The organism is Nocardia vinacea, assembly GCF_035920345.1.
Lineage (GTDB): Bacteria > Actinomycetota > Actinomycetes > Mycobacteriales > Mycobacteriaceae > Nocardia > Nocardia vinacea_A.
The window spans coordinates 8,974,638-8,994,950 of record NZ_CP109149.1 but is presented as its reverse complement, the minus strand read 5'-3'; the positions used below and the strand labels follow the sequence as shown (position 1 = coordinate 8,994,950).

General features: G+C 66.2%; 20 protein-coding genes and 2 tRNA genes. 10 read left to right on the top strand and 12 right to left on the bottom strand.

The annotated features are described in order from the left end of the window. Positions 1–114: 114 nt before the first annotated feature. The 3 genes from OIE68_RS40700 to OIE68_RS40690 all read right to left on the bottom strand — a co-directional run bounded on the left by OIE68_RS40700 (position 115) and on the right by OIE68_RS40690 (position 2,103). Positions 115–1,221 (bottom strand): GAF domain-containing protein, encoded by a 1,107-nt coding sequence (locus OIE68_RS40700; protein ID WP_327101993.1) that lies wholly within the window; start codon positions 1,219–1,221, stop codon positions 115–117. A gap of 690 nt (positions 1,222–1,911) precedes the next feature. Further along, a tRNA-Pro gene (locus tag OIE68_RS40695) sits at positions 1,912–1,985 on the bottom strand. A gap of 44 nt (positions 1,986–2,029) precedes the next feature. Next, positions 2,030–2,103, bottom strand: a tRNA-Gly gene (locus OIE68_RS40690). Between the two features lie 513 nt (positions 2,104–2,616). On the opposite strand from OIE68_RS40690, the gene OIE68_RS40685 reads away from it, so the two are divergent. Further along, entirely contained in the window at positions 2,617–3,570 is a 954-nt protein-coding gene (locus tag OIE68_RS40685; protein WP_327096203.1) for a GGDEF domain-containing protein, read from the top strand. A 74-nt stretch (positions 3,571–3,644) separates the two neighbouring features. Here OIE68_RS40685 and OIE68_RS40680 read toward each other — a convergent pair whose 3' ends face one another. The 6 genes from OIE68_RS40680 to OIE68_RS40655 all read right to left on the bottom strand — a co-directional run bounded on the left by OIE68_RS40680 (position 3,645) and on the right by OIE68_RS40655 (position 7,985). Beyond that, a complete protein-coding gene (locus OIE68_RS40680) occupies positions 3,645–4,448 on the bottom strand; it encodes an alpha/beta hydrolase (RefSeq protein WP_327096202.1) in 804 nt (267 codons plus the stop codon). Between the two features lie 24 nt (positions 4,449–4,472). Further along, positions 4,473–5,408 carry a PDR/VanB family oxidoreductase gene (locus tag OIE68_RS40675; protein WP_327096201.1) on the bottom strand — a complete coding sequence of 312 codons (936 nt, stop codon included), beginning with the start codon at positions 5,406–5,408 and terminating at the stop codon, positions 4,473–4,475. Beyond that, positions 5,405–5,599 carry a hypothetical protein gene (locus OIE68_RS40670; protein WP_327096200.1) on the bottom strand — a complete coding sequence of 65 codons (195 nt, stop codon included), beginning with the start codon at positions 5,597–5,599 and terminating at the stop codon, positions 5,405–5,407. Before OIE68_RS40670 ends, OIE68_RS40675 begins: the two co-directional genes overlap by 4 nt. Further along, on the bottom strand, positions 5,596–6,675 hold the full coding sequence (locus OIE68_RS40665; protein WP_327096199.1) for an aromatic ring-hydroxylating dioxygenase subunit alpha: 1,080 nt from the start codon (positions 6,673–6,675) through the stop codon (positions 5,596–5,598). Before OIE68_RS40665 ends, OIE68_RS40670 begins: the two co-directional genes overlap by 4 nt. Before the next feature lie 95 nt (positions 6,676–6,770). Next, positions 6,771–7,514 (bottom strand): IclR family transcriptional regulator, encoded by a 744-nt coding sequence (locus OIE68_RS40660; RefSeq protein WP_327096198.1) that lies wholly within the window; start codon positions 7,512–7,514, stop codon positions 6,771–6,773. A gap of 12 nt (positions 7,515–7,526) precedes the next feature. Beyond that, positions 7,527–7,985, bottom strand: a complete 459-nt coding sequence (locus OIE68_RS40655; RefSeq protein WP_327096197.1) for a MarR family winged helix-turn-helix transcriptional regulator — start codon at positions 7,983–7,985, stop codon at positions 7,527–7,529. A 197-nt stretch (positions 7,986–8,182) separates the two neighbouring features. On the opposite strand from OIE68_RS40655, the gene OIE68_RS40650 reads away from it, so the two are divergent. The 6 genes from OIE68_RS40650 to OIE68_RS40625 are packed head-to-tail and all read left to right on the top strand — an operon-like array spanning position 8,183 to position 14,577. Then, positions 8,183–9,637 (top strand): aldehyde dehydrogenase family protein, encoded by a 1,455-nt coding sequence (locus tag OIE68_RS40650; RefSeq protein ID WP_327096196.1) that lies wholly within the window; start codon positions 8,183–8,185, stop codon positions 9,635–9,637. A 19-nt stretch (positions 9,638–9,656) separates the two neighbouring features. Further along, positions 9,657–10,757, top strand: coding sequence for an NAD(P)-dependent alcohol dehydrogenase (locus OIE68_RS40645; RefSeq protein ID WP_327096195.1), 1,101 nt, complete (start codon positions 9,657–9,659; stop codon positions 10,755–10,757). Between the two features lie 26 nt (positions 10,758–10,783). Beyond that, positions 10,784–11,707, top strand: coding sequence for an SDR family NAD(P)-dependent oxidoreductase (locus OIE68_RS40640; protein WP_327096194.1), 924 nt, complete (start codon positions 10,784–10,786; stop codon positions 11,705–11,707). Further along, positions 11,704–12,579 carry an amidohydrolase family protein gene (locus OIE68_RS40635; protein WP_327096193.1) on the top strand — a complete coding sequence of 292 codons (876 nt, stop codon included), beginning with the start codon at positions 11,704–11,706 and terminating at the stop codon, positions 12,577–12,579. Before OIE68_RS40640 ends, OIE68_RS40635 begins: the two co-directional genes overlap by 4 nt. Further along, positions 12,579–14,090, top strand: coding sequence for a long-chain fatty acid--CoA ligase (locus OIE68_RS40630; RefSeq protein WP_327096192.1), 1,512 nt, complete (start codon positions 12,579–12,581; stop codon positions 14,088–14,090). Before OIE68_RS40635 ends, OIE68_RS40630 begins: the two co-directional genes overlap by 1 nt. 28 nt (positions 14,091–14,118) lie before the next feature. Continuing rightward, the gene (locus OIE68_RS40625) at positions 14,119–14,577 is read left to right on the top strand and encodes a MaoC family dehydratase (protein WP_327096191.1); all 459 of its coding nucleotides are present in this window, start codon (positions 14,119–14,121) and stop codon (positions 14,575–14,577) included. 9 nt (positions 14,578–14,586) lie between these two features. On the opposite strand, the gene OIE68_RS40620 is transcribed toward OIE68_RS40625, so the two are convergent. Both OIE68_RS40620 and OIE68_RS40615 read right to left on the bottom strand, forming a co-directional pair. Next, positions 14,587–15,402 (bottom strand): Fpg/Nei family DNA glycosylase, encoded by an 816-nt coding sequence (locus tag OIE68_RS40620; RefSeq protein ID WP_327096190.1) that lies wholly within the window; start codon positions 15,400–15,402, stop codon positions 14,587–14,589. Positions 15,403–15,632: 230 nt separating this feature from the next. Next, on the bottom strand, positions 15,633–16,106 hold the full coding sequence (locus tag OIE68_RS40615) for a ribose-5-phosphate isomerase (RefSeq protein ID WP_327096189.1): 474 nt from the start codon (positions 16,104–16,106) through the stop codon (positions 15,633–15,635). 167 nt (positions 16,107–16,273) lie between these two features. Between OIE68_RS40615 and OIE68_RS40610 the strand changes: the two genes are divergently transcribed. Further along, positions 16,274–16,825 (top strand): hypothetical protein, encoded by a 552-nt coding sequence (locus tag OIE68_RS40610; RefSeq protein ID WP_327096188.1) that lies wholly within the window; start codon positions 16,274–16,276, stop codon positions 16,823–16,825. 169 nt (positions 16,826–16,994) lie between these two features. Beyond that, entirely contained in the window at positions 16,995–18,176 is a 1,182-nt protein-coding gene (locus OIE68_RS40605; RefSeq protein WP_419150636.1) for a M48 family metalloprotease, read from the top strand. 8 nt (positions 18,177–18,184) lie between these two features. Here OIE68_RS40605 and OIE68_RS40600 read toward each other — a convergent pair whose 3' ends face one another. Then, the gene (locus OIE68_RS40600; protein WP_327096187.1) at positions 18,185–18,847 is read right to left on the bottom strand and encodes a DsbA family protein; all 663 of its coding nucleotides are present in this window, start codon (positions 18,845–18,847) and stop codon (positions 18,185–18,187) included. A gap of 163 nt (positions 18,848–19,010) precedes the next feature. Between OIE68_RS40600 and OIE68_RS40595 the strand changes: the two genes are divergently transcribed. Beyond that, the gene (locus tag OIE68_RS40595; protein WP_327096186.1) at positions 19,011–20,258 is read left to right on the top strand and encodes an NAD(P)/FAD-dependent oxidoreductase; all 1,248 of its coding nucleotides are present in this window, start codon (positions 19,011–19,013) and stop codon (positions 20,256–20,258) included. Positions 20,259–20,313: the final 55 nt, after the last annotated feature.

Here is a 20,313-nt window from a genome sequence, read left to right as displayed (position 1 = left end):
GCAATAGGTAGGTCCCGAACATCGGTAGATCCACTGGCATCTCGGCACCGCGGCCCAGCGAGCACCGGTCGGTCGCTACCGATGCCCAGCCCCTACCCAACGGTGAATCATCACTCAGAGAGCCGGGATATGTGCCATTCGGTTGGACCGACAGCGCCACAGTTGTTCGTCGTAGCCGACGGGTTCACTCGGTTGCGCGATCGGGAGGTCGTCGCCGATGTTGACGAGTTGGGCGATGGTGAGCTGGCGTACCGAATATCCGGGATACGGATAGAGCAACAATGATGTCGGTGTGTATTCGCCGCCGTAGTTCAACGTGCGTACGGTAACTTCCGCCGCACCGCCGGATGCGAGCCTGCCGCCGAGGTCGACCAATCGAGCACGATCACCGGGATGGAACACATCGACCGGCCGGAACAGGTAATCCCACCGGACCCACGGGGCAGGCTCGGTGAGCCAATGGGAGATGGTGGCGTGCTCGAGTTGCACGATTGCCAGATGAGTCCCGGCACGGCGGTGGGCTTCCCGCAGCCCGACGTGATCGAGAGTCGGCGCCGGCGAGGGCATGGTGTCCGAGGTCATGTCTTCGATCAACCACCAGGCGCCGCGGGTACGTTCGTCATCGCGAGCCCGCATGGTGATCCGCCATTGCCCTCGTCGTGCGGACCCACTGGTCACGATCACGTCGAACTGGAGCTTGTCGCCCGGCACCGGACCGTAGAGCAGATCGAGCACCTCCACATGCCGATCGAATCTCGAAATCCGATGGAACAGTTCGGCAATGGAACGTCGCGGCACATACTCTTGGGCCTCGACACCGCACAACCGCCGAAGGCCGATGGGCTGGTGGATCTGCTGCGTATCGAGTTCCCAGATCAGACCGACCGCCGGGCGCAATAGGGGGATCGGCGCCGCGGCGGGACCGAGCCACAACCGCACCGCGTGCACATCGCCGGCCGGACCGAGCACCGGCCGTAGCATCAGTTTGTGCGGTCCAGCCCCGGTCGGGATGGTCAGATCCATGTCCTCGCCCCGAAGGTTCACCAAGCGGATCATCCCGGTGATATCGCGGGTCGTGAGAGTGTCATAGAGCGCCGGACTCTTCGCCAGCAATCGCTGCACAACACGGTCGCAACTGGCGAAATTACGCGGCGCGTCCCCCATCGAAGCCACCGAAGCGACCCCCGGGGCCAACGTCTCCACCGTCACCCACAGAATCATCACACTCCCTCCGCCCCAACCGTTCCCATGCGACTTGTCTGCACGTCGGTTCAGTATTCCCAGATAGGGGAGGTGTCGACATCGGGTGCTGCCAGGTAAGCAGCCGAGTTGATTACCTAGGTGTGCGGGCGCGCCGCAGATGTGGAAGGGCATCGGCCGCAGGATCGCCGGAGGATCCGATCCTCGAGGGCCTCGGGTCCCGAAGCGGACGGGCGCAGCACCGCAGAACCTCGACCACGATCGCTATTCTGCCGAAGACAGGCGCCCGAATGCTCGACCTGTATTCGCACCTGTGGGAAGGCGAACTGCTACATCCGAACCAGCGCGTCTCCTCATCACCGAAGTTTCTCGGCACCGGAACACACCGAGCGAAGCGCTGGCTATCCACGAGTGCGACTAACAGCAAACCGCTCCGGCTTCACCGCCGACCCTCGCCTGGGTCACGTTCTGCAGCTTCCGGCACGAGGTGGACACCGCGGTAGCCGAGAAGCACGGCGCCGAGGCAGTGAAACCAACTGGGACACAAGTGCACCCACGCCGCCGACCGCCATTACATCGACGCACCGAAGCAGGCAACCGACTGCACCGACGTGCTGAACCTGCACAAGCCGACGCATGAAACCATATCGGCGAAGTCGAACCCCGGCAGGCCGGCGAGGCCCGAAAAGGTCCTCCGACCTGCTGACGCTGTCGGGGTGACAGGATTTGAACCTGCGACCCTCCGCTCCCAAAGCGGATGCGCTACCAAGCTGCGCTACACCCCGTGGCCTCGCGGCGAAAGACGGTGCCGACGAGGATGAATCCTGCGTGGAGCGGGTGACGGGAATCGAACCCGCACCATCAGCTTGGAAGGCTGAGGTTCTACCATTGAACTACACCCGCAGGCATACGACATCTGATGGGATCGCCACGATGTCGTGTGCGAACAGACTGTACCGAATCGGGCCTCGGATGCGCCAATCAGCCCCCACCAAAGCGCTCAGCGGGGCCGACGCGCCCACGATCCGGACCGCTAGCAGTAGCCAATCGCTATCACCGATAGCGTCGAGCCGGCGAGTGAGCCGGAAACCTCCCTTTTCGGCGTGCTGTCGGCGTGTCGGTCCGCGACTTTCCGGCGAACAAAATTGATGTGTAACGCCGGCGGCCCGACAGCGATGACATACCCGATCGCCATTCGCGAGGGACCGATAACTCGTTATAAAACAGCGTTTTTCAGTGCCGAGTGGCTTGCTAGGATCCTTTTTGCCGGACGGGGGTATCTGGAAAGGGGGCGGTGAGCGTGCACCAAGCGAGGTGGACACAACCGCGTAGCAGTGGGAACGATCGGGGTGACGCCGGCACCTGCGTGGGAACAGGGCACCCGGGTACCGACATCACCCGTGGCGGGTGAGTGCGATGTCTGCGGATATCGAGCCACCCGTAGCGCAGATGGCAGGCGCGTGGGCGCGTGCGGTCTGCGCGGAACCGGGATCACACGCGTCACCACAACAGTTGCAGCCGGTATTGGTCGAGATCATCGAGCGGCTGCTTTCGCTGGCCAGGTCCGAGCCCTTTCCGGTGCCCGAGGCGCGGAACCTGGGAGCGCGACTGGTCGAGGCGCCGTTCGAACGGACCAGAATGCTGGCCCAGGCCACCCGCTGGCTGCTCGGCTTCCCGGCGGGGGCGCCGGGGTCGCTGGTCGCCACGCGCTGGCCGCTGGTGGCCAGTCAGGCCATCGACAGCTATGCCCAGGCGCTGCAGGAGCGGGCACTGGCCCAGCAGGAGCAACACATTTCGGCCGCGGTGTCGTTACGGGTGCAGGAGATCGCCGCGCTGCAGCATCGGCTGCGGCACGAAGCCACCCACGACGCGCTGACCGATCTGGCCAACCGGACACTGCTGCAGGACAAGGTGCGGCTGATGACGGCCGACCCGAACCGCGGCGTCGGCCTGCTGCTGATCGACCTGGACCGGTTCAAGCAGATCAACGACAACTACGGGCATGCCGTCGGCGACGAGGTGCTCGTCGAGCTGGCCCGCAGGCTGCGTGAGATCTGCCCGCCGGATACGGTCATCTGCCGTTACGGCGGTGACGAATTCGTGCTCGCCACCAACCCGTTGCACAACACGCTCGGCGAAATCGCGCATCGGATCGTCGCCGCGCTGCGGGACCCGGTGTGGTCGACGGCCGGTCCGGTACCGGTCTCGGCCAGTGTCGGCACCGCATACTGTCCGCCGGGCGACTCCTGTGATTTCACCGATCTGCTGCGTCGCGCCGATCGCGCGATGTATTCGGCGAAGACCGCGGGCGGACGCCGCTTCGCCCTCGCCGACTCCGATAAACCCGAAATCAAGGCCGTAGCAGGCTGATCCGGCACCGGCCTGCTGGTCGCTCGCACCGTATCGGTGCGGGCGACCAGAGGGTCAGCTGGGCCGCCAGAACGTTATGCCGGTTGGCCACTGGGGATCTCAGCCGTGTGCAAGAAGTCCTGCACGAGTGACACGAGTTCGGCCGGCTTCTCGAAGAACACCACATGGCCGCTGTCGATTTCGGCGTATCGGCTGTTCGGGATCGCGGCGTGCAGGTCACGGGCGTGGGTGACCGGTACCAGCTGGTCCTGGGTGCAGCCGATCACCAATGTCGGTGCGGCGATACGGCTCAGCTCGTCCCGGATGTCCACTTCGAGGTTCACCTCGATCTGTCGCAGCGTTCCGGGTTCGGGTTTCGTGGCGCGCAATTGCGCCAGACCCGCATGGCCGAGTCCGCTCAGGAATGCCGGGCTGAACGCCAGCAACGGGCCGAATGCGGAGGCCATTTCGGGACCGGCCTCCAATGAGGCCGCCCACCCGTGCAGGGTGAGCAGTTGCCGGGGATCCTCCGTCACCGACCAACCCGCCACCAGGACGAGCCTGCGCACGAGGTCGGGACGCCGCCCCGCGACCGCCGCCGCGACGACCGCGCCGAGGGAGAACCCCATCAGGTCGACCGGTCCGGTCGCTGCATCCTCGATGGCCGCGATGATCTGCGCGACCAGCAGGTCCAGGGTCAGTCGGTCGTCGGGTGTGGTGGTTTCGCCGCTGCCCGCATAGTTCGGTGCGACAACGGTGTGGCGATCGGTGAACTCGGAGGTGAGGTGCCCGAAATTGGATTCGGCACTCATGCTGGTGCCGTGGACGAGGACCAATCCTGGTCCGGCACCGGAGACGGAGTAGTGAACATCGGTATCTGAGACACGGACGACGGGCATAGCGGGAACCTTTCGATAAGGGGGTTAGATATCCAGGACCAGGCGCGGTGTGTGGGCGCGTGAGCGGCAGATCATCATCACGTCGGTGTCCTGTGCGGTGAGGATGCTGTCGCGATGGTCGGGGATACCGTCCAGGACAACGGTTTCGCAGGTGCCGCAGGTGCCTTCGCGGCAGGAGGACAAGACCGCGATACCGGCCTGTTCGATGGCGTCGAGGACGGAGGTATTCGCCGGGATGTGCACGGTGACACCGGATTGCGCGCATTCGACGTCGAAGGCGGAATCGACAGTCACTTCGGTCGGCTTCGGTGCGAACCGCTCGAGGTGTAGGGCATCGGCGGGCCAGGTCGCCGCGCAGCGGCTTTCGACGGCTGCCAGCAACGACTCCGGACCGCAGCAGTACACCAGCGTGCCCGGTTCCGGCCTGGAGAGGACGGCGTCGAGATCGAGCGGACCGGTCTCGCTCTGCGGACGCACCTCGATCGGCCCGAGCGCCGACAGTTCGGATAGGTAGGCCATGCTCGTGCGGGTACGGCCGCCGTAGTGCAGGCTCCACTCGCCGCCGCGACCGGCGACGGCGTGGATCATCGGCAGCAGCGGTGTAATGCCGACACCACCGGCGATGAACAGATAGCGTTCCGCGTCCCGGAGCGGGAAGTTGTTGCGGGGACCTCGGATTCGCAGACGCTCGCCTACTGTCAGCTGGTCGTGGACGTAGGCCGATCCGCCACGGCTGCTCGCGTCACGCAGGACCGCGACCGTCAATCGGTCGTGGTCGTCGGGATCGCCGCACAACGAGTACTGGCGCACCAGGTCCGGGCGCAGGATCAGGTCGATGTGGGCGCCCGGCTGCCATTTCGGGGTGTGTCCGTCGGTCACGGCGAGGGTGAGTTCGACGATGCCGTCGGCGAGGGTGCGGCGGTCGGTGACGGTGACGGTGAATTCCGGTTCGGCGGTCATGCTCCGGCTCCGATCAGGGTCGCGGGCCGCGGATCGGGCGCGCGGTCGTGGTGACCGTCGGGGTGGGCGAGCAACCACTGCCAGATCTCGATCGGGTCATCGGCGATCCGGGTTGCGCCGCAATGGCATCGGCCGAGCAGCTGATCGCTGCCCGGAAACCACTGCACGAGGTGGCAGGCAGCCGCGGTCATGCTCGGGTCGCTTCGGTCCGGGTGAGCTCGGCGATCAACCGACGTGCCGCCAGCGCGCCGGTGTCGATATTGATCGACAGCTCCTGGTAGGTGCCCCCGGCGCGTTCCTCCGCGGCGATGACCTCCTCGACCAGGTTCAGCGCTACCACGTCCTGCATGACCACGGTGTGATTGCTCTTGTGCAGGTAGTCGGTCACGTCCTGGTCGTCGATCGCGAAATCCCTTGCCACCATCCAGAAGTCGTGTACCGAATGCTCGGTTTCCGGAGTGAGGGCGTATACGATTTCGGTGTGGAACGCGCCGGGATCGGTGTCGGCGCCGTGTCCGGGCAGGTAGCCCTCGGGCGGATAGTTGCCCTGTGGCGCCACGCGACTGTGCAGCCGGTACAGGCACGGCGGCTGGAACTCGATGTCCTGCCACCGGGTGATGCGCCCGGTGATACCGGTCGAATTGGCATAGAACGGCGGGCATTCGGCATCGTCCATATGCCTGCTCACCCGCACTACACCGGCTGCCTGGTCGACCTCGGTGGTGATCGGCGTCTCCGCGACCTCGGGTGTGCCGATATAGCCGCCGTGCAAATAGGTTTCGTGGGACAGATCCATCAGATTGTCCATCAGCAGCGCATGCCTGGCTCGGATGGTCTCCAGGCCGCGGATAGTGGTCCAACCCTGCTGCACCAGCCACGGTGCGCGCGGGATCGCGGCCGGGTCGGCCGATTCGCGGTCGCCGATCCACACCCAGACGAACGAATCCTGTTCCACCACAGGGTAAGAGGCCACACGGGCGCTGCGGGGAATACGGGTCTGCGCGGGCACCGCGACACAGGCGCCGGTGCGGTCGTAGGTGAAGCCGTGATAACCGCAGACGACGCGGTCACCGACCAGCCGCGACTCCGACAGCGGGTAGCGGCGGTGGATGCAGCGGTCCGACAGTGCCGCCACCGCGCCGTCCTCGGTCCGGTAGAACACCAGTGGCTCGTTGCAGATGGTCCGCGCGAACAGGTCGCGGCCGATCTCCTGGCTGTAGGCGGCCACATACCACTGGTTGCGGACAATTGCGGTTGTCGGGCTCATCGGAATGCTCCTGAATGTGATCCCCCGGCGGGCTGTGCGGTCCATCGTGTGGGCCGCGGATGCGTGAGCCAAGACACACTTCCGTCGAACGGAAGTCAGCGCCCGGCACCCAACTGCCTGGTGATGCCATGAGCCGCGGTGCGCACCGCAGGAGCCCACATGGCCCGGCGGGAGTCGCCGGCCGGTACGACAATCGACAGCGCAGCCGCGACCTGACCGTCCGAACCGAAAATCGGTGCGGCGACGGAATATCCGTCGATGGTCACCTGTCCGTCGCTGATCGCGACTCCGGTGCGCCGCACCTCGGCCAGTGCCCGCCGCAGCACCTCGGCCGTGCTGATCGTCTTCGTAGTGAATACCGCCAGCGGCCGGTCGGCGATCTTGTCCACGATCTCGGCGGGAGCGTAGGCCAGGATGGCCAGCCCGACGCCGGTTGCGTGCATCGGCCAGCGTGCCCCCACTCGGGTGCGCACGAATACGGCGTCGCGGCCGGCGAGGAATTCGACATAGACCACTTCGGTGCCGTCGCGGACCGCCAGCTGAACGTTCTGGTGCGTCGCCTCGTACAGATCCTCCATGAACGGCAGCGCGACATCACGGATCGGCCTGGCACGCGGGCAGTAGGCGGCGATCTCCACCATGCGCAAACCGATCTGATACCCGCCGCTGACGGCCCGATCCAGCGCACCCCATTGCACGAGATCGACAACGTGGCGATAGACCGTTGTCTGCGGAAGACCGGTGCGCTCGGCCAACTCCGACAGCTTCAACACCGGGTGGGCGTTGTCGAACGCCTCCAGCAGAACCAGTGCGCGGGCCAGGACCGACGACTGGGTCATCGCCGAAGCCCGTCAGGACAGCGCATGCCAGGCTCGGACCAGCGCCGAGCGGAAATCATCGGCCTGCTCGGCCGTCATACCGCTGATCATCTGCTGTTCCACCGCGTCGACCTCGTCGGCGACATCGGCAAGCAACCGCCGCCCCGCCTCGGTGAGATGGATCAGCAGCTCGCGCCGGTTGCGTGAGTTGCGTTCGCGCGCAATGAGTCCGCGACTCTCCAGAGCGCGGACCACATCGGCGACGGACTGTGCCGTGACGAACGAATCCCGCGCCAGCTGCGCTGCCGGTAAGCCGTCGTGACGCTCCAGCACGGTCAGCGCGGTGTACTGCAATGTGGTGATCCCGACCGGACGCAGCAGCTCGTCCAGGCGCGCCCGAACCGCCAGCTCGACTCTTTTCACCGCGTACAGCAGCGAGGTCTGACTACCCGGCAGCCGGCTTGCGGTCGGCTTCGCCTCCGAGATCGTCACCAGCAGCACTCTCCTCACTTCTGTGTCGCAGCGGGTCCCGAACCGGATGTTCGGCGAAATCGAGAATAGACCATTGACAGGAATCCTGTCAGTAGCGAATAGTGGCTGACATCACTAAAACCATCAGGTTTCCTGTTGATGAGAGCAGGCGTATCTCGGCCGAGCGGCCGGAATCGTCGGGACGGGACCGAGGAAGCATGAGCACGAACGACAACATCGACGGACAGCTGTACATCGACGGCAAATGGCGGAACTCCGCATCGGGGAGCCGCAGCGATGTGGTGGACCCGTCGACCGGTCGGGTCATCGGCACTGTCGCCGAGGCCGACCGCACCGACGTCGACGACGCGGTCACCGCCGCACGCGCGGCATTCACCGGTGCCGAATGGGGCGGCCGCAGCGGTCGGGAACGAGCCCGCATCCTGCTCCGGATCGCAGATCTGGTGCGCGAGAACGCTGATGAGCTCGTCCGGCTGGAGAGTCTCGACGTCGGCAAGCCGGTCACCCTGTGCCGATCGGTGGACGTCTCGACCACCATCGAACAGTACGAGTACTGTGCCGCGCTCGCGCAGACCATCGACGGTGCTACCCGCCGCACGCCGCTACCCGCGTTCGCCTACACCCGCCGCGATCCACTCGGTGTGGTCGCCGCCATCACGCCGTTCAACTTTCCGCTGATCCTGTCGACCTCCAAGATCGCGCCCGCGCTCGCCGCGGGCAATGTCATCGTCCACAAGCCTGCCGAAGAAACACCGCTCAGCGCACTGTTCATGGCGACGCTGTTCGAACGAGCCGGTGTGCCAGCGGGTGTGGTCAACGTCGTCACCGGCTCCGGGCCGGTGGTGGGTGCGGCGCTGCTCGAGCATCCGGGCGTGGACAAGATCGCGTTCACCGGATCCACCGAGATCGGCCGGCGCGCGGCGAGTGCGGCAGGTGCGGCGTTGAAGCCGGTGACCATGGAACTCGGCGGCAATGCCGCGCAGATCGTATTCGCCGACGCCGACGTCGAGAAGGCCATCGGCGCGATCATCAAGGGTTTCGTTTTCAATACCGGGCAGTTCTGCATGGGCGGTCCCCGGCTGCTTGTCGCTCGGCCGCTCTACGAGACCGTCGTCGGCATCCTCGCCGAAGCCGTCGCAGGCGTACGCGTCGGCGACCCTCGCGATCCGGCGACCGTGGTCGGACCGATGGCCGCGCAACGGCACGTCGCGAAGGTCGAAGAATATGTCGCGCTGGCCCGCCGGGAGGGCGGCCGAGTGGTGTGCGGTGGTGAACGCCTGGATCTCGACGGCGGCTATTACTACCAGCCCACCGTGATCGCGGACCTCGCCGACGACTCCCGCGTGGTGCAGGAGGAGATCTTCGGACCGGTGCTCACGGTGCAGGCCTTCGACACCGAGGACGAAGCGATCGCGCTGGCCAATGGCACGCGCTACGGACTCGCGTCCGGCCTGCACACCACCGATCTCGCCCGCGCACACCGCGTCGCCGACAAATTGCAGGCCGGAATCGTGTGGGTCAACGACTGGGCGATGCTCGACCCGGCCATGCCGTTCGGCGGTGTCAAGGACTCCGGCTTCGGACGTGAATACGGACCCGAGGCCCTCGCGTCCTACACCAAGGTCAAATCCGTTGTCATCGCACTCGATTGAATCCGCAAGGACACCCAGCATGACCACCACCACTTGGGCAGCCGTCGTCGAATCCGGCGGTGCGCCGTTCACCCTCTCCGCGATCGAACTCGATGAACCGCGGCCGCACGAGGCGATCGTGCGCATGGTCGCGGCGGGCGTCTGCCACACCGACCTCGGCGTCGCCAGTGGCGGACTGCCGTTCCCACTTCCCGGCGTCCTCGGCCACGAAGGCGCGGGCATCGTCGAACGCGTCGGATCCGAAGTCACCGGTGTCGTACCCGGTGATCATGTACTGCTGTCGTTCACCTCGTGCGGAACGTGCACGAATTGTCGCGACGGCCACCCGGCCTATTGCGCAACCTGGTTGCCGCTCAACCTGATCGGCGGTGCGCGAGCCGATGACAGCCACACCATCACCCGCGACAACGCACCCGTGGGCGGGCACTTCTTCGGGCAGTCGTCGTTCAGTCGACTCGCGCTCGTCGACGAGCGCAGCATGATCGTCGTCGACCCCGATGTGCCGCTGGAATCGATTGCCCCGCTCGGGTGCGGAGTCCAGACCGGTGTCGGCGCGATCTGGAATGTCGTACAGCCCCGCCCGGGCTCGAGCGTTGTCGTACTCGGCGCCGGTGCGGTCGGATTGTCCGCGATTATGGCGGCCACTCTGTCACCGGCCACGACGATCATCGCCGTCGACAAGATCGCCGAACGCCTCGAACTGGCCTGGGAACTCGGCGCCACGCACATCATCGATGCGACGACGACCGATGTCGCCGCCGCGATCACCGAAATCACCGGTGGCGCCGACGCCGTCGTGGAAACCACCGGCAGCACCGCCGTGCTGCGCACCGGCGCGGATGTCCTCGCCGCGCGCGGCACGCTGGTCATCGTCGGCGCACCACCGTTCGGCGCCGAGGTGGCGCTCGACGTCAACGCCATGCTGCCGGGCCGCAAGATCGTCGGACTCACCCTGGGCGATAACGAAACCCGCACCGCCATACCGGCTTTGGTGTCGCTGGTGCGCAACGGGCGGCTCCCGATCGACAAGCTGATCACCCGGTACCCATTCGACGATATCGGGCAGGCCGTTGCGGATATGACCTCGGGCAAGGCGATCAAACCCGTCCTCATCTTCTGACCCCCTTTTCGAAAGGAACATTGCATATGGATCTCACCGGCAAAGTCGCCATCGTCACCGGCAGCGGCCAGGGGCTCGGCCTCGCATACGCCAAGACTTTGGCCACCGCCGGCGCGGCCGTCGTGGTCAACGACGTGGCCGCCGACCGCGCCGAGAAGGCCGCCGCCGAAATCGCCGAAGCCGGCGGTCGGGCACTCGCGGTACCGGTCGCCGTCGGCACCACCGAGGCCGCGCAGACACTGGTCGCGGCGGCCGTCGACGCGTTCGGGCGACTGGATGCGATGGTGACCAATGCGGGCATCCTGCGCGACAAGGTGCTGTGGAATATGTCCGACGACGACTTCGACGCCGTCATCCACGTACATCTGCGCGGCACCTTCACCTGCGTTCGGGAAGCGGTCAAACACTTCCGTCAGGCCGGTCACGGCGGGCGGGTCGTGCTCGCCGGATCCCCCGCCGGACAGCGCGGCAATTTCGGTCAAACCAACTACGCGGCAGCCAAAGCCGGTATCGCGGCTATGGCGCGCACGTGGGCGATGGAATGCGCGAAGGCCGGAGTCACGGTCAACGCGATCATCCCCAATGCTGCGACCGCGATGACCGAGACCATTCCCTTCCTCGCCCCTTACGTCGAGGGAATGAAGAATGGTGAGCCGATCCCCTCGGTGGTGCGCCGCGCGGCGTCGTTCGGCACTCCGGAGGATGTCGCCGGACTGGTGGTCTTCCTGGCCTCCGACGCGTCCGCCGATATCACGGGCCAATGCATCGGGATCGGCGGCGACCGGCTGTCGCTCTGGTCGCATCCGAGCGAAACCCGCAGCGCCTTCCTCGACGGCGGCTGGACCGCCGACGCGATCGCCGAGGCGTTCGACTCCTCGATCGGTGAGCAGCTCGAAACCTACGGCATCCCGCTGCCCAAGATTCCGACCACCGCGCAGCAGCTGTCATGAGTCTGGACCTGGACCGACTCGTCGCGATCGACGTGCACACGCACGCCGAAACCGATGGCTGCGGCCACTATTCGCTACCGGACCAGCTCCGGGCAGGTGCCGACGCCTACTTCGGCGCCGAATCGGGCCCGCCGACCATCGACGAGATGGCCGCCTACTACCGGGAACGCCGCATGGCCGCGGTCGTATTCACCGTCGACGCCGAAGCCGCGCTCGGCCACCGGCGGATCAGCAATGAAGACATCGCCACCGCGGCCGCCGCGCACAGCGACGTCCTCATTCCGTTCGCCAGTATCGATCCGGCCAGAGGAAAGGCGGGACTGGCCGAAGCCCGGCGACTGGTCGTCGAGCACGGGGTCCGCGGCTTCAAATTCCATCCGAGCGTGCAGGCTTTCCGGCCCGACGATCATGCCGTCTACCCGCTCTACGAGACCATCAGCGAGCTCGGGGTGCCCGCCCTGTTCCACTCCGGTCAGACCGGAATCGGATCGGGACTCCCCGGTGGCGGCGGCATCCGGCTCAAGTACTCCAACCCCATGCTGCTCGACGATGTGGCCGTCGACTTTCCGGATCTGACGATCATCATCGCGCACCCGTCGTTTCCCTGGCAGGACGAAGCGCTGGCCGTGGCCACGCACAAACCCAGCGTCTATATCGATCTGTCCGGGTGGTCGCCGAAATACTTTCCGCCGCAACTGGTCAAGTACGCCAACAGCCTGCTCAAACGAAAGGTGTTGTTCGGCTCGGACTTTCCGCTCATATCCCCCGATCGGTGGATGAAGGACTTCGAGCAACTCGATATCAAGGACGAGGTCCGACCCCTGATCCTGCGTGAAAACGCCTTCACCGCATTGGGGTTGAGGACGACATGATGGATCAGGGAATCGGCTCGTGGCCGCGTCGGCGGGCCCGGATGGAGCCCGATGCCATCGCTTTGATCCAACAGGACCGCCGCGTCGACTACGCCACCCTCGCCGATCGCGTGGACGCCCTCGCCGCTGCCCTCGCCGATCTCGGCGTCGGGCCGGGCGACCGGGTCGCCTATCTCGGGAACAACGATATCGCGACCTTCGAAACCCTGTTCGCCACAATGCATCTCGGTGCCATCTTCGTGGCACTCAACACTCGGCTGGCTGCGCCCGAGATCGCCGGTCTACTCGACGATGCCGACCCAACCGTGTTCGTCGTCGGTGCCGACACCGGTATCGATGCGCTCGCGCGAAGCTCCGCCACTCCCCAGCTGCTGCACCTGGGCAAGGAGTACGAGAACGCGATCACCGACCACACTGGCCGAACACCGCCCGCCCACGCGGTCGGACTCGACGATCCCGCGTTGATCCTCTACACCTCCGGCACCACCGGCCGCCCCAAGGGGGCCGTGCTCACCCACGGCAATATCGTCTGGAACACCCTCAACCAGTTCGCCCACTTCAGTCTCGGCCGCGATGATGTCAGCTTGTGTTCCGCGCCGCTGTTCCACGTACTCGGCCTGGGGCAGATAACGCTGCCGACCCTCTACGCCGGCGGAACCGTCGTTGTCATACCGAAATTCGAGCCGGCCGAGTTCCTGGCCACCATCGAGCGCCGACGGGCCACGGCTTTCCCGCTCGCCCCGACCATGCTGAAAATGCTGTGCGAGGCGCCCGAGTGGGAGACCACCGATCTGTCGAGCGTCCGCTGCGTCGCCTTCGGCGGCTCCCCCGTCCTCGAACACGTGGCCAAGGCGTGGCTGGCCCGCGGCATCCAGGCCCTACAGGGCTACGGCATGACCGAGGCGGCACCCGGCGTGCTCATGGCACTGCGCCACGGTGCCGACGCACATCCGGTATCCGCGGGTGTTCCGCACTTCTTCACCGACGTCGCGTTGCTCACCCCGACCGGCGAGATCATCGAAGGACCCGGACAGGGCGAACTACTCGTCAAGGGCCCCAACGTCTTTGCCGGATACTGGAATCGACCCGATGCCACCGAACAGGCGTTCATCGACGGCTGGTTCCGCACCGGCGATATCGTCCGCATCGACGATGACGGCTGGGCGCACATCGTCGACCGCGTCAAAGACATGATCATTTCCGGCGGCGAGAACATCTACCCCGTCGAGGTCGAGGCGGCCATCTCTCGCCTGGACGGCGTCGGCGACTGCGCGGTGGTCGCCGTGCCGGACGAGCGATGGGGTGAGGTCGGATTGGCGTTCATCGTCGTCCGCGCCGGTCACGAAATCGATGAAGACGCGATTCGCACCCATCTCGAAGCAAATCTCGCCCGATACAAAATCCCGAAGTACTACGTCTTCCGCGAGCAACTGCCCCGCAATGCCCTCGGCAAGCTCCAGCGCCTGCTGCTCCGCGACCACGCTCGCCAAATGCGCGGGCTGACACCGTAAATCCACAGCAACCGAAGGAGCGCGCCACATGGCGACCACCGTCGACAAACCCACCGACCTACTCGACCTCATCGGCACCGACCTCGGCACCAGCGACTGGCACGAGATCCCGCAGCGCGATATCGACATGTTCGCCGAAGCCACCCACGACGAGCAGTGGATCCACGTCGATGTCGAACGCGCGAAGACCGGCCCCTTCGGCGGCACCATCGCCCACGGCTACCTGACCCTGTCGCTACTCATACCGCTCTGGTCGGAAATACTCGTCATCGAAAACCGCGGCATGGCAATCAATTACGGCCTCAACAAGGTCCGATTCCCAGCCCCCGTCCCCGCCGGCTCCAAGGTTCGCCTCACCGCCACCCTCGCCGACGCCACCGACCTCGGCGACGGCGCGGTCCAAGTCACCGTCGACGCGGTCATGGAACGCGAAGGCGCCGACAAACCGGTATGCATCGCCCAGATGGTGCACCGCTACTTCCGGTAGAGCTGAGGTTCAGGTGGCCTGACAGGTGGGGCACCAGAAGAGGTTTCGGCCCTCCAGCACGGTGTGTGCGACGGGGGTGCCGCAGAGGCGGCATGGTGCGCCGGGGCGGCGGTAGACGTAGGTGCGTGGGCGGTCGGCCGCGTAGGACGGTTCGCCGTGGTCGTGTTCAGGGCGAACGACGACCATCTTGCCGACCCGCACGCCCACCCGCATCAGCGCTACCAGATCGGTCCACATCGCGTCCCACTCGTCGGCGGTGAGCGCGGTGCCCGGTCGGTGTGGCGAAATGCCGTGCCGGAATAACAGTTCCGCGCGATACACATTGCCGACACCTGCGAGCACCTGCTGATCCATCAGCAGTGCGCCGATCGGCCTGCGCGAGCGATGAATTCGCCGCCAGGCCCGTTCGGGATCGGCGCCGCGCCGCAGCGGATCCGGGCCGAGCCGCTCGGTCAGCGCCGTCACCTCGGCGTGGGTGTACACCTCGCAGGCGGTCGGGCCGCGTAAATCGGTGCCGTACAGGCGATCATCGGCCGACGCGTCACCGACGATCCGCATCCGCACCTGTCCGACCGGCTCACCCATCGGCAGCGGCACCTCGGTGAACACCCCGTACAACCCGAGGTGCACGTGCACGACCAGACCCGACTCGTAGTGGTGCAGAAGGTGTTTGCCCCACGCCTCGGCCTTGACGAGCACCTGACCGTCGATACGCGCGGCCCCGGCGGCGAACTTTCCCTGCGGGCTGGAAACACGCACCACTCCCCCAGCGAAGCGCCGCTGATGTAGTCGCGCGAGCCGATGCAGTGTGTGCCCTTCAGGCATCGAAGCTCGCAATCCTTTCCGGTCCGCCGAAGCGCGCGGCAAGGGCGACGACCCGCTGCGGCGAGCTCGAAACGCTCACCCCACTGCGCGCGAAGCGCCATTGCCGCAGCCGCGCGAGCCGGTGCACGTATCGCCCTCAGGCATCGAAGGTAGAGATCCTCTCCGGTCCGCCGCCTCGCATCGCCGCTCGGCTTACCTTGCGCGACGGCGGATTTCGCCGGTGTTGTGCGTCAGTAGGCCGGAACGGCCGGGGCCACACCGGTCTTCTCGTACTCGGCCAGGATGTCGATGCGACGCTGGTGGCGCGGCTCGTCGGACCATTTGGTCGAGACGAACGCGTCCACGATCGCCAGCGCCTCCTCGGTGGAGTGCATGCGCCCGCCGATGCCGATCAGCTGGGCATTGTTGTGCTCACGGGCCAGCTGGGCGGTCTCCACGCTCCAGGCCAGGGCGCAGCGGGCACCGGGCACCTTGTTCGCGGCGATCTGCTCACCGTTGCCGCTGCCGCCGAAAACCAGCCCGAGGCTGCCCGGATCGGCGACGGTGCGGCGGGCCGCCTCGATGCAGAAGGCGGGGTAGTCGTCGAGTGCGTCGTATTCGAGGGCGCCGCAGTCGACGACCTCGTGGCCCGCCTGCTCCAGATGGGCCTTGACGTGATTCTTCAGTTCGAAACCGGCATGGTCGGCACCCAGGTATACGCGCATGGCTGCGATTGTGTCAGGCGTGTTTCGCGTGCCGCGCGGTGGGCGGCACCACCGTCATGGTGCATCTGGCGACACCATCGATTCGGGATTGCGCTCCCTCGTAGCAACGGGCCCGCAACGCGATCGTTGATGGCAGAAGTACACCGCTGCCAGCCGAAGGAAATATCATGAAGTCGCTGTTCTCCACCAAGTCCGGACGCACCACGCCACGGCTGCGTCGCGGACTGGCCATCTCGATCGCCGCGGCGGCCACGGTCGGCCTGCTCGGTGCGACAACCGGACATGCGAGCGCCGCGCCGGCTGTCGATTGCCTGTGGGCGGGATCCGGCCATGCGCAAGGCGCGACACTAGTGGCCGGTGGCTCGACTTTCACCTGCGCGACAGATCAGCCCGGCGCAGCCCGGTGGCTCCGGGGCGCGGCCGTCCACACACCGAGCACCGTCGCGAATCCCGGCGCCACCGCCGATCCCTCGGGCAACTTCAGCGCCGGAGCGCTGCAACCGGGCACCGAGTACAACGACTACTGCGTGGGCACTCAGCTCATCGGTGGCAGCGAGCAAATATATGAGGTGGTATCCGATGCGACGGGCGCGCTGCGGTGGAAGGCGGCAGGTTCGATTTCGCAGTGGAGCTTCGACTCCGGTAAAGGACCGGTGCCGACGACCCGCTCGGCCAGCCTGTGCCTGCCCGACCCGGTGATCTTGCCGCCGAACCACTGAGTCGAAACGGTCCGGCATCCGCGCGGGTGTCGCACCATCGGGCCCGGCATTAACACCACTGGCCGCCACGGCGAATCGACAGGTATGTCAGCGGTGTTCGCGGCCACCAGTGCCGACCGCACGGCAACAGCCCGAACCTCGTCCCCGGCAAATGAATAGAGTTCTTCGCATGCAGCCGCACGACTCCCAGCCCCAGCAGCCGGGCGGACCCGCCGATCCCTATCCCGCTCTCGGCGGATGGGCGCAGGCTCAGGACGCGACCGCCATCTCGACCGGGCACGTTTCCGCCCAGCACGATTCGCCCCAGTACCCATCGACACCCCAGTACCCGTCGACACCCCAGCCTTATCCCGGTTCGCCATACCCGACACCCCACTACGGTCCGGCGCCGTACGCCCAGGGGCCCTACGGTGTGGCTCCGGTCCCACCCGGCATGCCCCCGCAGCGGCAGCCGCGCGGCCTGTCCCCATATGGCATGCCAGCACGGCACCCGTGGGAGATTCCGCTGCTGGTCGTGGTCTGTGTGATCACCACGCTCGCGATGCTGATCGCGCTGGCGGCGTGCATCGGCCTCGTGCTGGATGGGAAGCAGCCGAATATCTACCTGATCATCCTGGTCTTCGCGCCGATCGTCGTGTGGTTCCTGCGCGGTATGAGCTACGCGTCCATGCGGGTCAACGGCGTCAAGATGTCGCCGACCCAGTTTCCGGAGGGCTATCAGCTGGTGGTCGAGGCGGCGGCCCGATTCGGACTGGCCAAAGTGCCGGACGCATACGTCGTGCTCGGCAACGGCCAGATCAATGCCTTCGCCTCCGGTCACGGTTTCCGGCGCTATGTCGCGGTCTACAGCGATCTGTTCGAAATCGGCGGCGCCGCACGCGAACCCGAGGCTCTCGCCTTCATCATCGGTCACGAGGTCGGACATATCGCGGCCGGGCACACCTCGTACTGGCGTCAGCTCGGCATGTTCGTGGCACCGTCGCTGCCGATCATCGGCAGCTCGCTGATCCGGTCCCAGGAGTACACCGCCGACAACCACGGCTACTGCAACCGGCACGTCGGCGCACCCGGCGCCATGGGCACCCTCGCCGCGGGCAAGTACCTGAACAAGTTGGTCGGCTTCGATGAGATGGCCGATCGGGCCACGGTCGAGAAGGGCTTCTTCGTCTGGATCAGCAATGCCATGTCCTCGCATCCGGTGCTGACCTGGCGGATGTGGGCCCTGCGCGACCGCAGCAGGCACGGCAAGCTGTTCTGGCGACCGAACCGACCGGCCGGTGCGCCACCGGCCGGTCCGTACCCGAGCAGCTACGGCGAGGTTCCGACGTTGCCGCCGAAACCCGTGCCGTAGGTCCGCGGTCAGTCGAAGGACGGATCCTCGGTCCTGGTCCGCTTCAGCTCGAAGAAGTGCGGGTAGTCGGCCAGCGTGACCGCCGCATCCCACAGCTTCCCGGCCTCCTCGCCGCGCGGGATCCGCGACAGCACCGGACCGAAGAAGGCATTGCCGTTGATGTGGATGGTCGGGGTGCCGACATCCGGACCGACCTTGTCCATGCCCTCGTGATGGCTCTTGCGCAGTGCCTCGTCGAATTCGGTGCTCTCGGCGGCCGCGGCAAGCTCGGCGGGCAGGCCCGCCTCGGCGAGCGAATCAGCGATCACCGCGGCCAGGGATTCCTTGCGAGAGTCGCGCACGTACTCCTCGCGACGGTTGTGGATGCGGGTACCCATCGCGGTGTAGAGCGGGGAGAGCACCTTGTCACCGTGCTCCTGGGCGGCGGCGATGGCGACCCGGACCGGACCCCAGCCGGTGGCGAGCAGCTCCTCGTACTGCGGCGGCAGCCCCTCCTTGCCCTCGTTCAGCACCGACAGGCTCATCACGTGGAAACGGGCCTCGATATCGCGGACCTGCTCGACCTCGAGAATCCAGCGGGAGGTGATCCAACACCAGGGGCACAGCGGGTCGAACCAGAAATCGGCAACGTTCTTGGTGGTCGTCTCGCTCACAGAGCTGTTCCTCTCCATCGCACGCTCGTAACGCGCGGATTCGCCGCGCCACTATCCGTGGCCAACCACGCGGGTGCACGATTCGTTCCCGCACCGGACGCCCGATTTTCCGAAAAGGCGGCCCGGGGTCCCAGTAGGGTGACACGCAGGCGTCCGGTTCCCTCCCGAAAAGGAGTCCGTTATGACCTCTGATCAGCATTTCGTCATCGTCGGCGGCGGGCTGGCCGCGGCCAAACTGGCGGAAGCACTGCGCGACAACGATTTCGCCGGAACCGTGACGCTGATCAGCGCCGAGGATTACCTGCCCTATGAGCGACCACCGCTGTCCAAGGAGCATCTGGCCGGTAAGAAATCGCTCGAGGAATTCACCGTCGATCCGGGCCAGTGGTACCGCGATCACCATATCGACGTCCGGCTCGGCACCGAAGTCGGCGCGATCGATCCGAGCGCGAAAACCGTGACGCTGCCGGATGGTTCGACACTCGGCTACGACAAGCTCGCACTCGCGACCGGCTCGACACCGCGCCGCCTGCCGATTCCGGGCATGGATGCGCGCGAGGTGTACACGCTGCGCACCATCGGCGACTCCGACAGTCTGATCGAGCTGTTCGGCTCGGCCCGGCGGCTGGTCATCATCGGGGCGGGCTGGATCGGGCTCGAGGTCGCCTCGGCCGCACGCGCCGCGCAGGTCGAGGTCACCATTATCGAATCCGCCGAACTGCCGCTGCTGGCGGCGCTCGGCCCAGAGATGGGTCAGGTCTTCGCGGATCTGCACCGCGACCACGGCGTCGACCTGCGATTCGGAGCCCAGGTCGAGGCGATCACCACTCATCAGGCCGGGGCAATCACCGCTGGTCAGGGCGGGGTGGATCTGGCGAGCGGCGTCCGACTCACCGACGGCACCGTGATCGAGGGCGATGCGGTACTCGTCGCGATCGGCGCGCGGCCGAATATCGAACTGGCCGCCAACGCGGGGCTGGCGACCGACGGCGGCATACTCGTCGACGCGAGCCTGGCCACCAGTGACCCGGACATCGTGGCGGTCGGCGATATCGCCGACGCACAGCATCCGGTGCTCGGGCGTCGAATTCGGGTGGAGCACTGGGCGAATGCGCTCAATCAGCCCGCCGTCGCGGCGCAGACCATGCTCGGCAAGTCGGCTTCCTACGAACGCCTTCCGTATTTCTTCACCGACCAATACGACCTGGGCATGGAGTACACCGGATACGCCGCGACCGGTGAGTACGCGCAGGTGGTCGTGCGCGGTGATGTGGCTAAGCGCGAGTTCGTCGCGTTCTGGCTCGATGCCGAGAACCGGGTGCTGGCGGGGATGAATGTGAACGTCTGGGATGTGACCGACCGGATCAAGGAGTTGATCGGCCAGCAGGTCGATCCGGAACGACTCGCCGATACCTCCACACCGCTGTGATGCAGATCACTATCGAGGATGCGTCGAATCGGCGCACCCAGCTCCGACCTCATCG

Excerpts from the sequence above, each read along its gene's own strand:
- OIE68_RS40700 (WP_327101993.1), bottom strand. The coding sequence starts at position 1,221 with ATGATTCTGTGGGTGACGGTGGAGACGTTGGCCCCGGGGGTCGCTTCG.
- OIE68_RS40685 (WP_327096203.1), top strand. The coding sequence starts at position 2,617 with ATGTCTGCGGATATCGAGCCACCCGTAGCGCAGATGGCAGGCGCGTGG.
- OIE68_RS40680 (WP_327096202.1), bottom strand. The coding sequence starts at position 4,448 with ATGCCCGTCGTCCGTGTCTCAGATACCGATGTTCACTACTCCGTCTCC.
- OIE68_RS40675 (WP_327096201.1), bottom strand. The coding sequence starts at position 5,408 with ATGACCGCCGAACCGGAATTCACCGTCACCGTCACCGACCGCCGCACC.
- OIE68_RS40670 (WP_327096200.1), bottom strand. The coding sequence starts at position 5,599 with ATGACCGCGGCTGCCTGCCACCTCGTGCAGTGGTTTCCGGGCAGCGAT.
- OIE68_RS40665 (WP_327096199.1), bottom strand. The coding sequence starts at position 6,675 with ATGAGCCCGACAACCGCAATTGTCCGCAACCAGTGGTATGTGGCCGCC.
- OIE68_RS40660 (WP_327096198.1), bottom strand. The coding sequence starts at position 7,514 with ATGACCCAGTCGTCGGTCCTGGCCCGCGCACTGGTTCTGCTGGAGGCG.
- OIE68_RS40650 (WP_327096196.1), top strand. The coding sequence starts at position 8,183 with ATGAGCACGAACGACAACATCGACGGACAGCTGTACATCGACGGCAAA.
- OIE68_RS40645 (WP_327096195.1), top strand. The coding sequence starts at position 9,657 with ATGACCACCACCACTTGGGCAGCCGTCGTCGAATCCGGCGGTGCGCCG.
- OIE68_RS40640 (WP_327096194.1), top strand. The coding sequence starts at position 10,784 with ATGGATCTCACCGGCAAAGTCGCCATCGTCACCGGCAGCGGCCAGGGG.
- OIE68_RS40635 (WP_327096193.1), top strand. The coding sequence starts at position 11,704 with ATGAGTCTGGACCTGGACCGACTCGTCGCGATCGACGTGCACACGCAC.
- OIE68_RS40630 (WP_327096192.1), top strand. The coding sequence starts at position 12,579 with ATGGATCAGGGAATCGGCTCGTGGCCGCGTCGGCGGGCCCGGATGGAG.
- OIE68_RS40625 (WP_327096191.1), top strand. The coding sequence starts at position 14,119 with ATGGCGACCACCGTCGACAAACCCACCGACCTACTCGACCTCATCGGC.
- OIE68_RS40620 (WP_327096190.1), bottom strand. The coding sequence starts at position 15,402 with ATGCCTGAAGGGCACACACTGCATCGGCTCGCGCGACTACATCAGCGG.
- OIE68_RS40615 (WP_327096189.1), bottom strand. The coding sequence starts at position 16,106 with ATGCGCGTATACCTGGGTGCCGACCATGCCGGTTTCGAACTGAAGAAT.
- OIE68_RS40610 (WP_327096188.1), top strand. The coding sequence starts at position 16,274 with ATGAAGTCGCTGTTCTCCACCAAGTCCGGACGCACCACGCCACGGCTG.
- OIE68_RS40605 (WP_419150636.1), top strand. The coding sequence starts at position 16,995 with ATGCAGCCGCACGACTCCCAGCCCCAGCAGCCGGGCGGACCCGCCGAT.
- OIE68_RS40600 (WP_327096187.1), bottom strand. The coding sequence starts at position 18,847 with ATGGAGAGGAACAGCTCTGTGAGCGAGACGACCACCAAGAACGTTGCC.
- OIE68_RS40595 (WP_327096186.1), top strand. The coding sequence starts at position 19,011 with ATGACCTCTGATCAGCATTTCGTCATCGTCGGCGGCGGGCTGGCCGCG.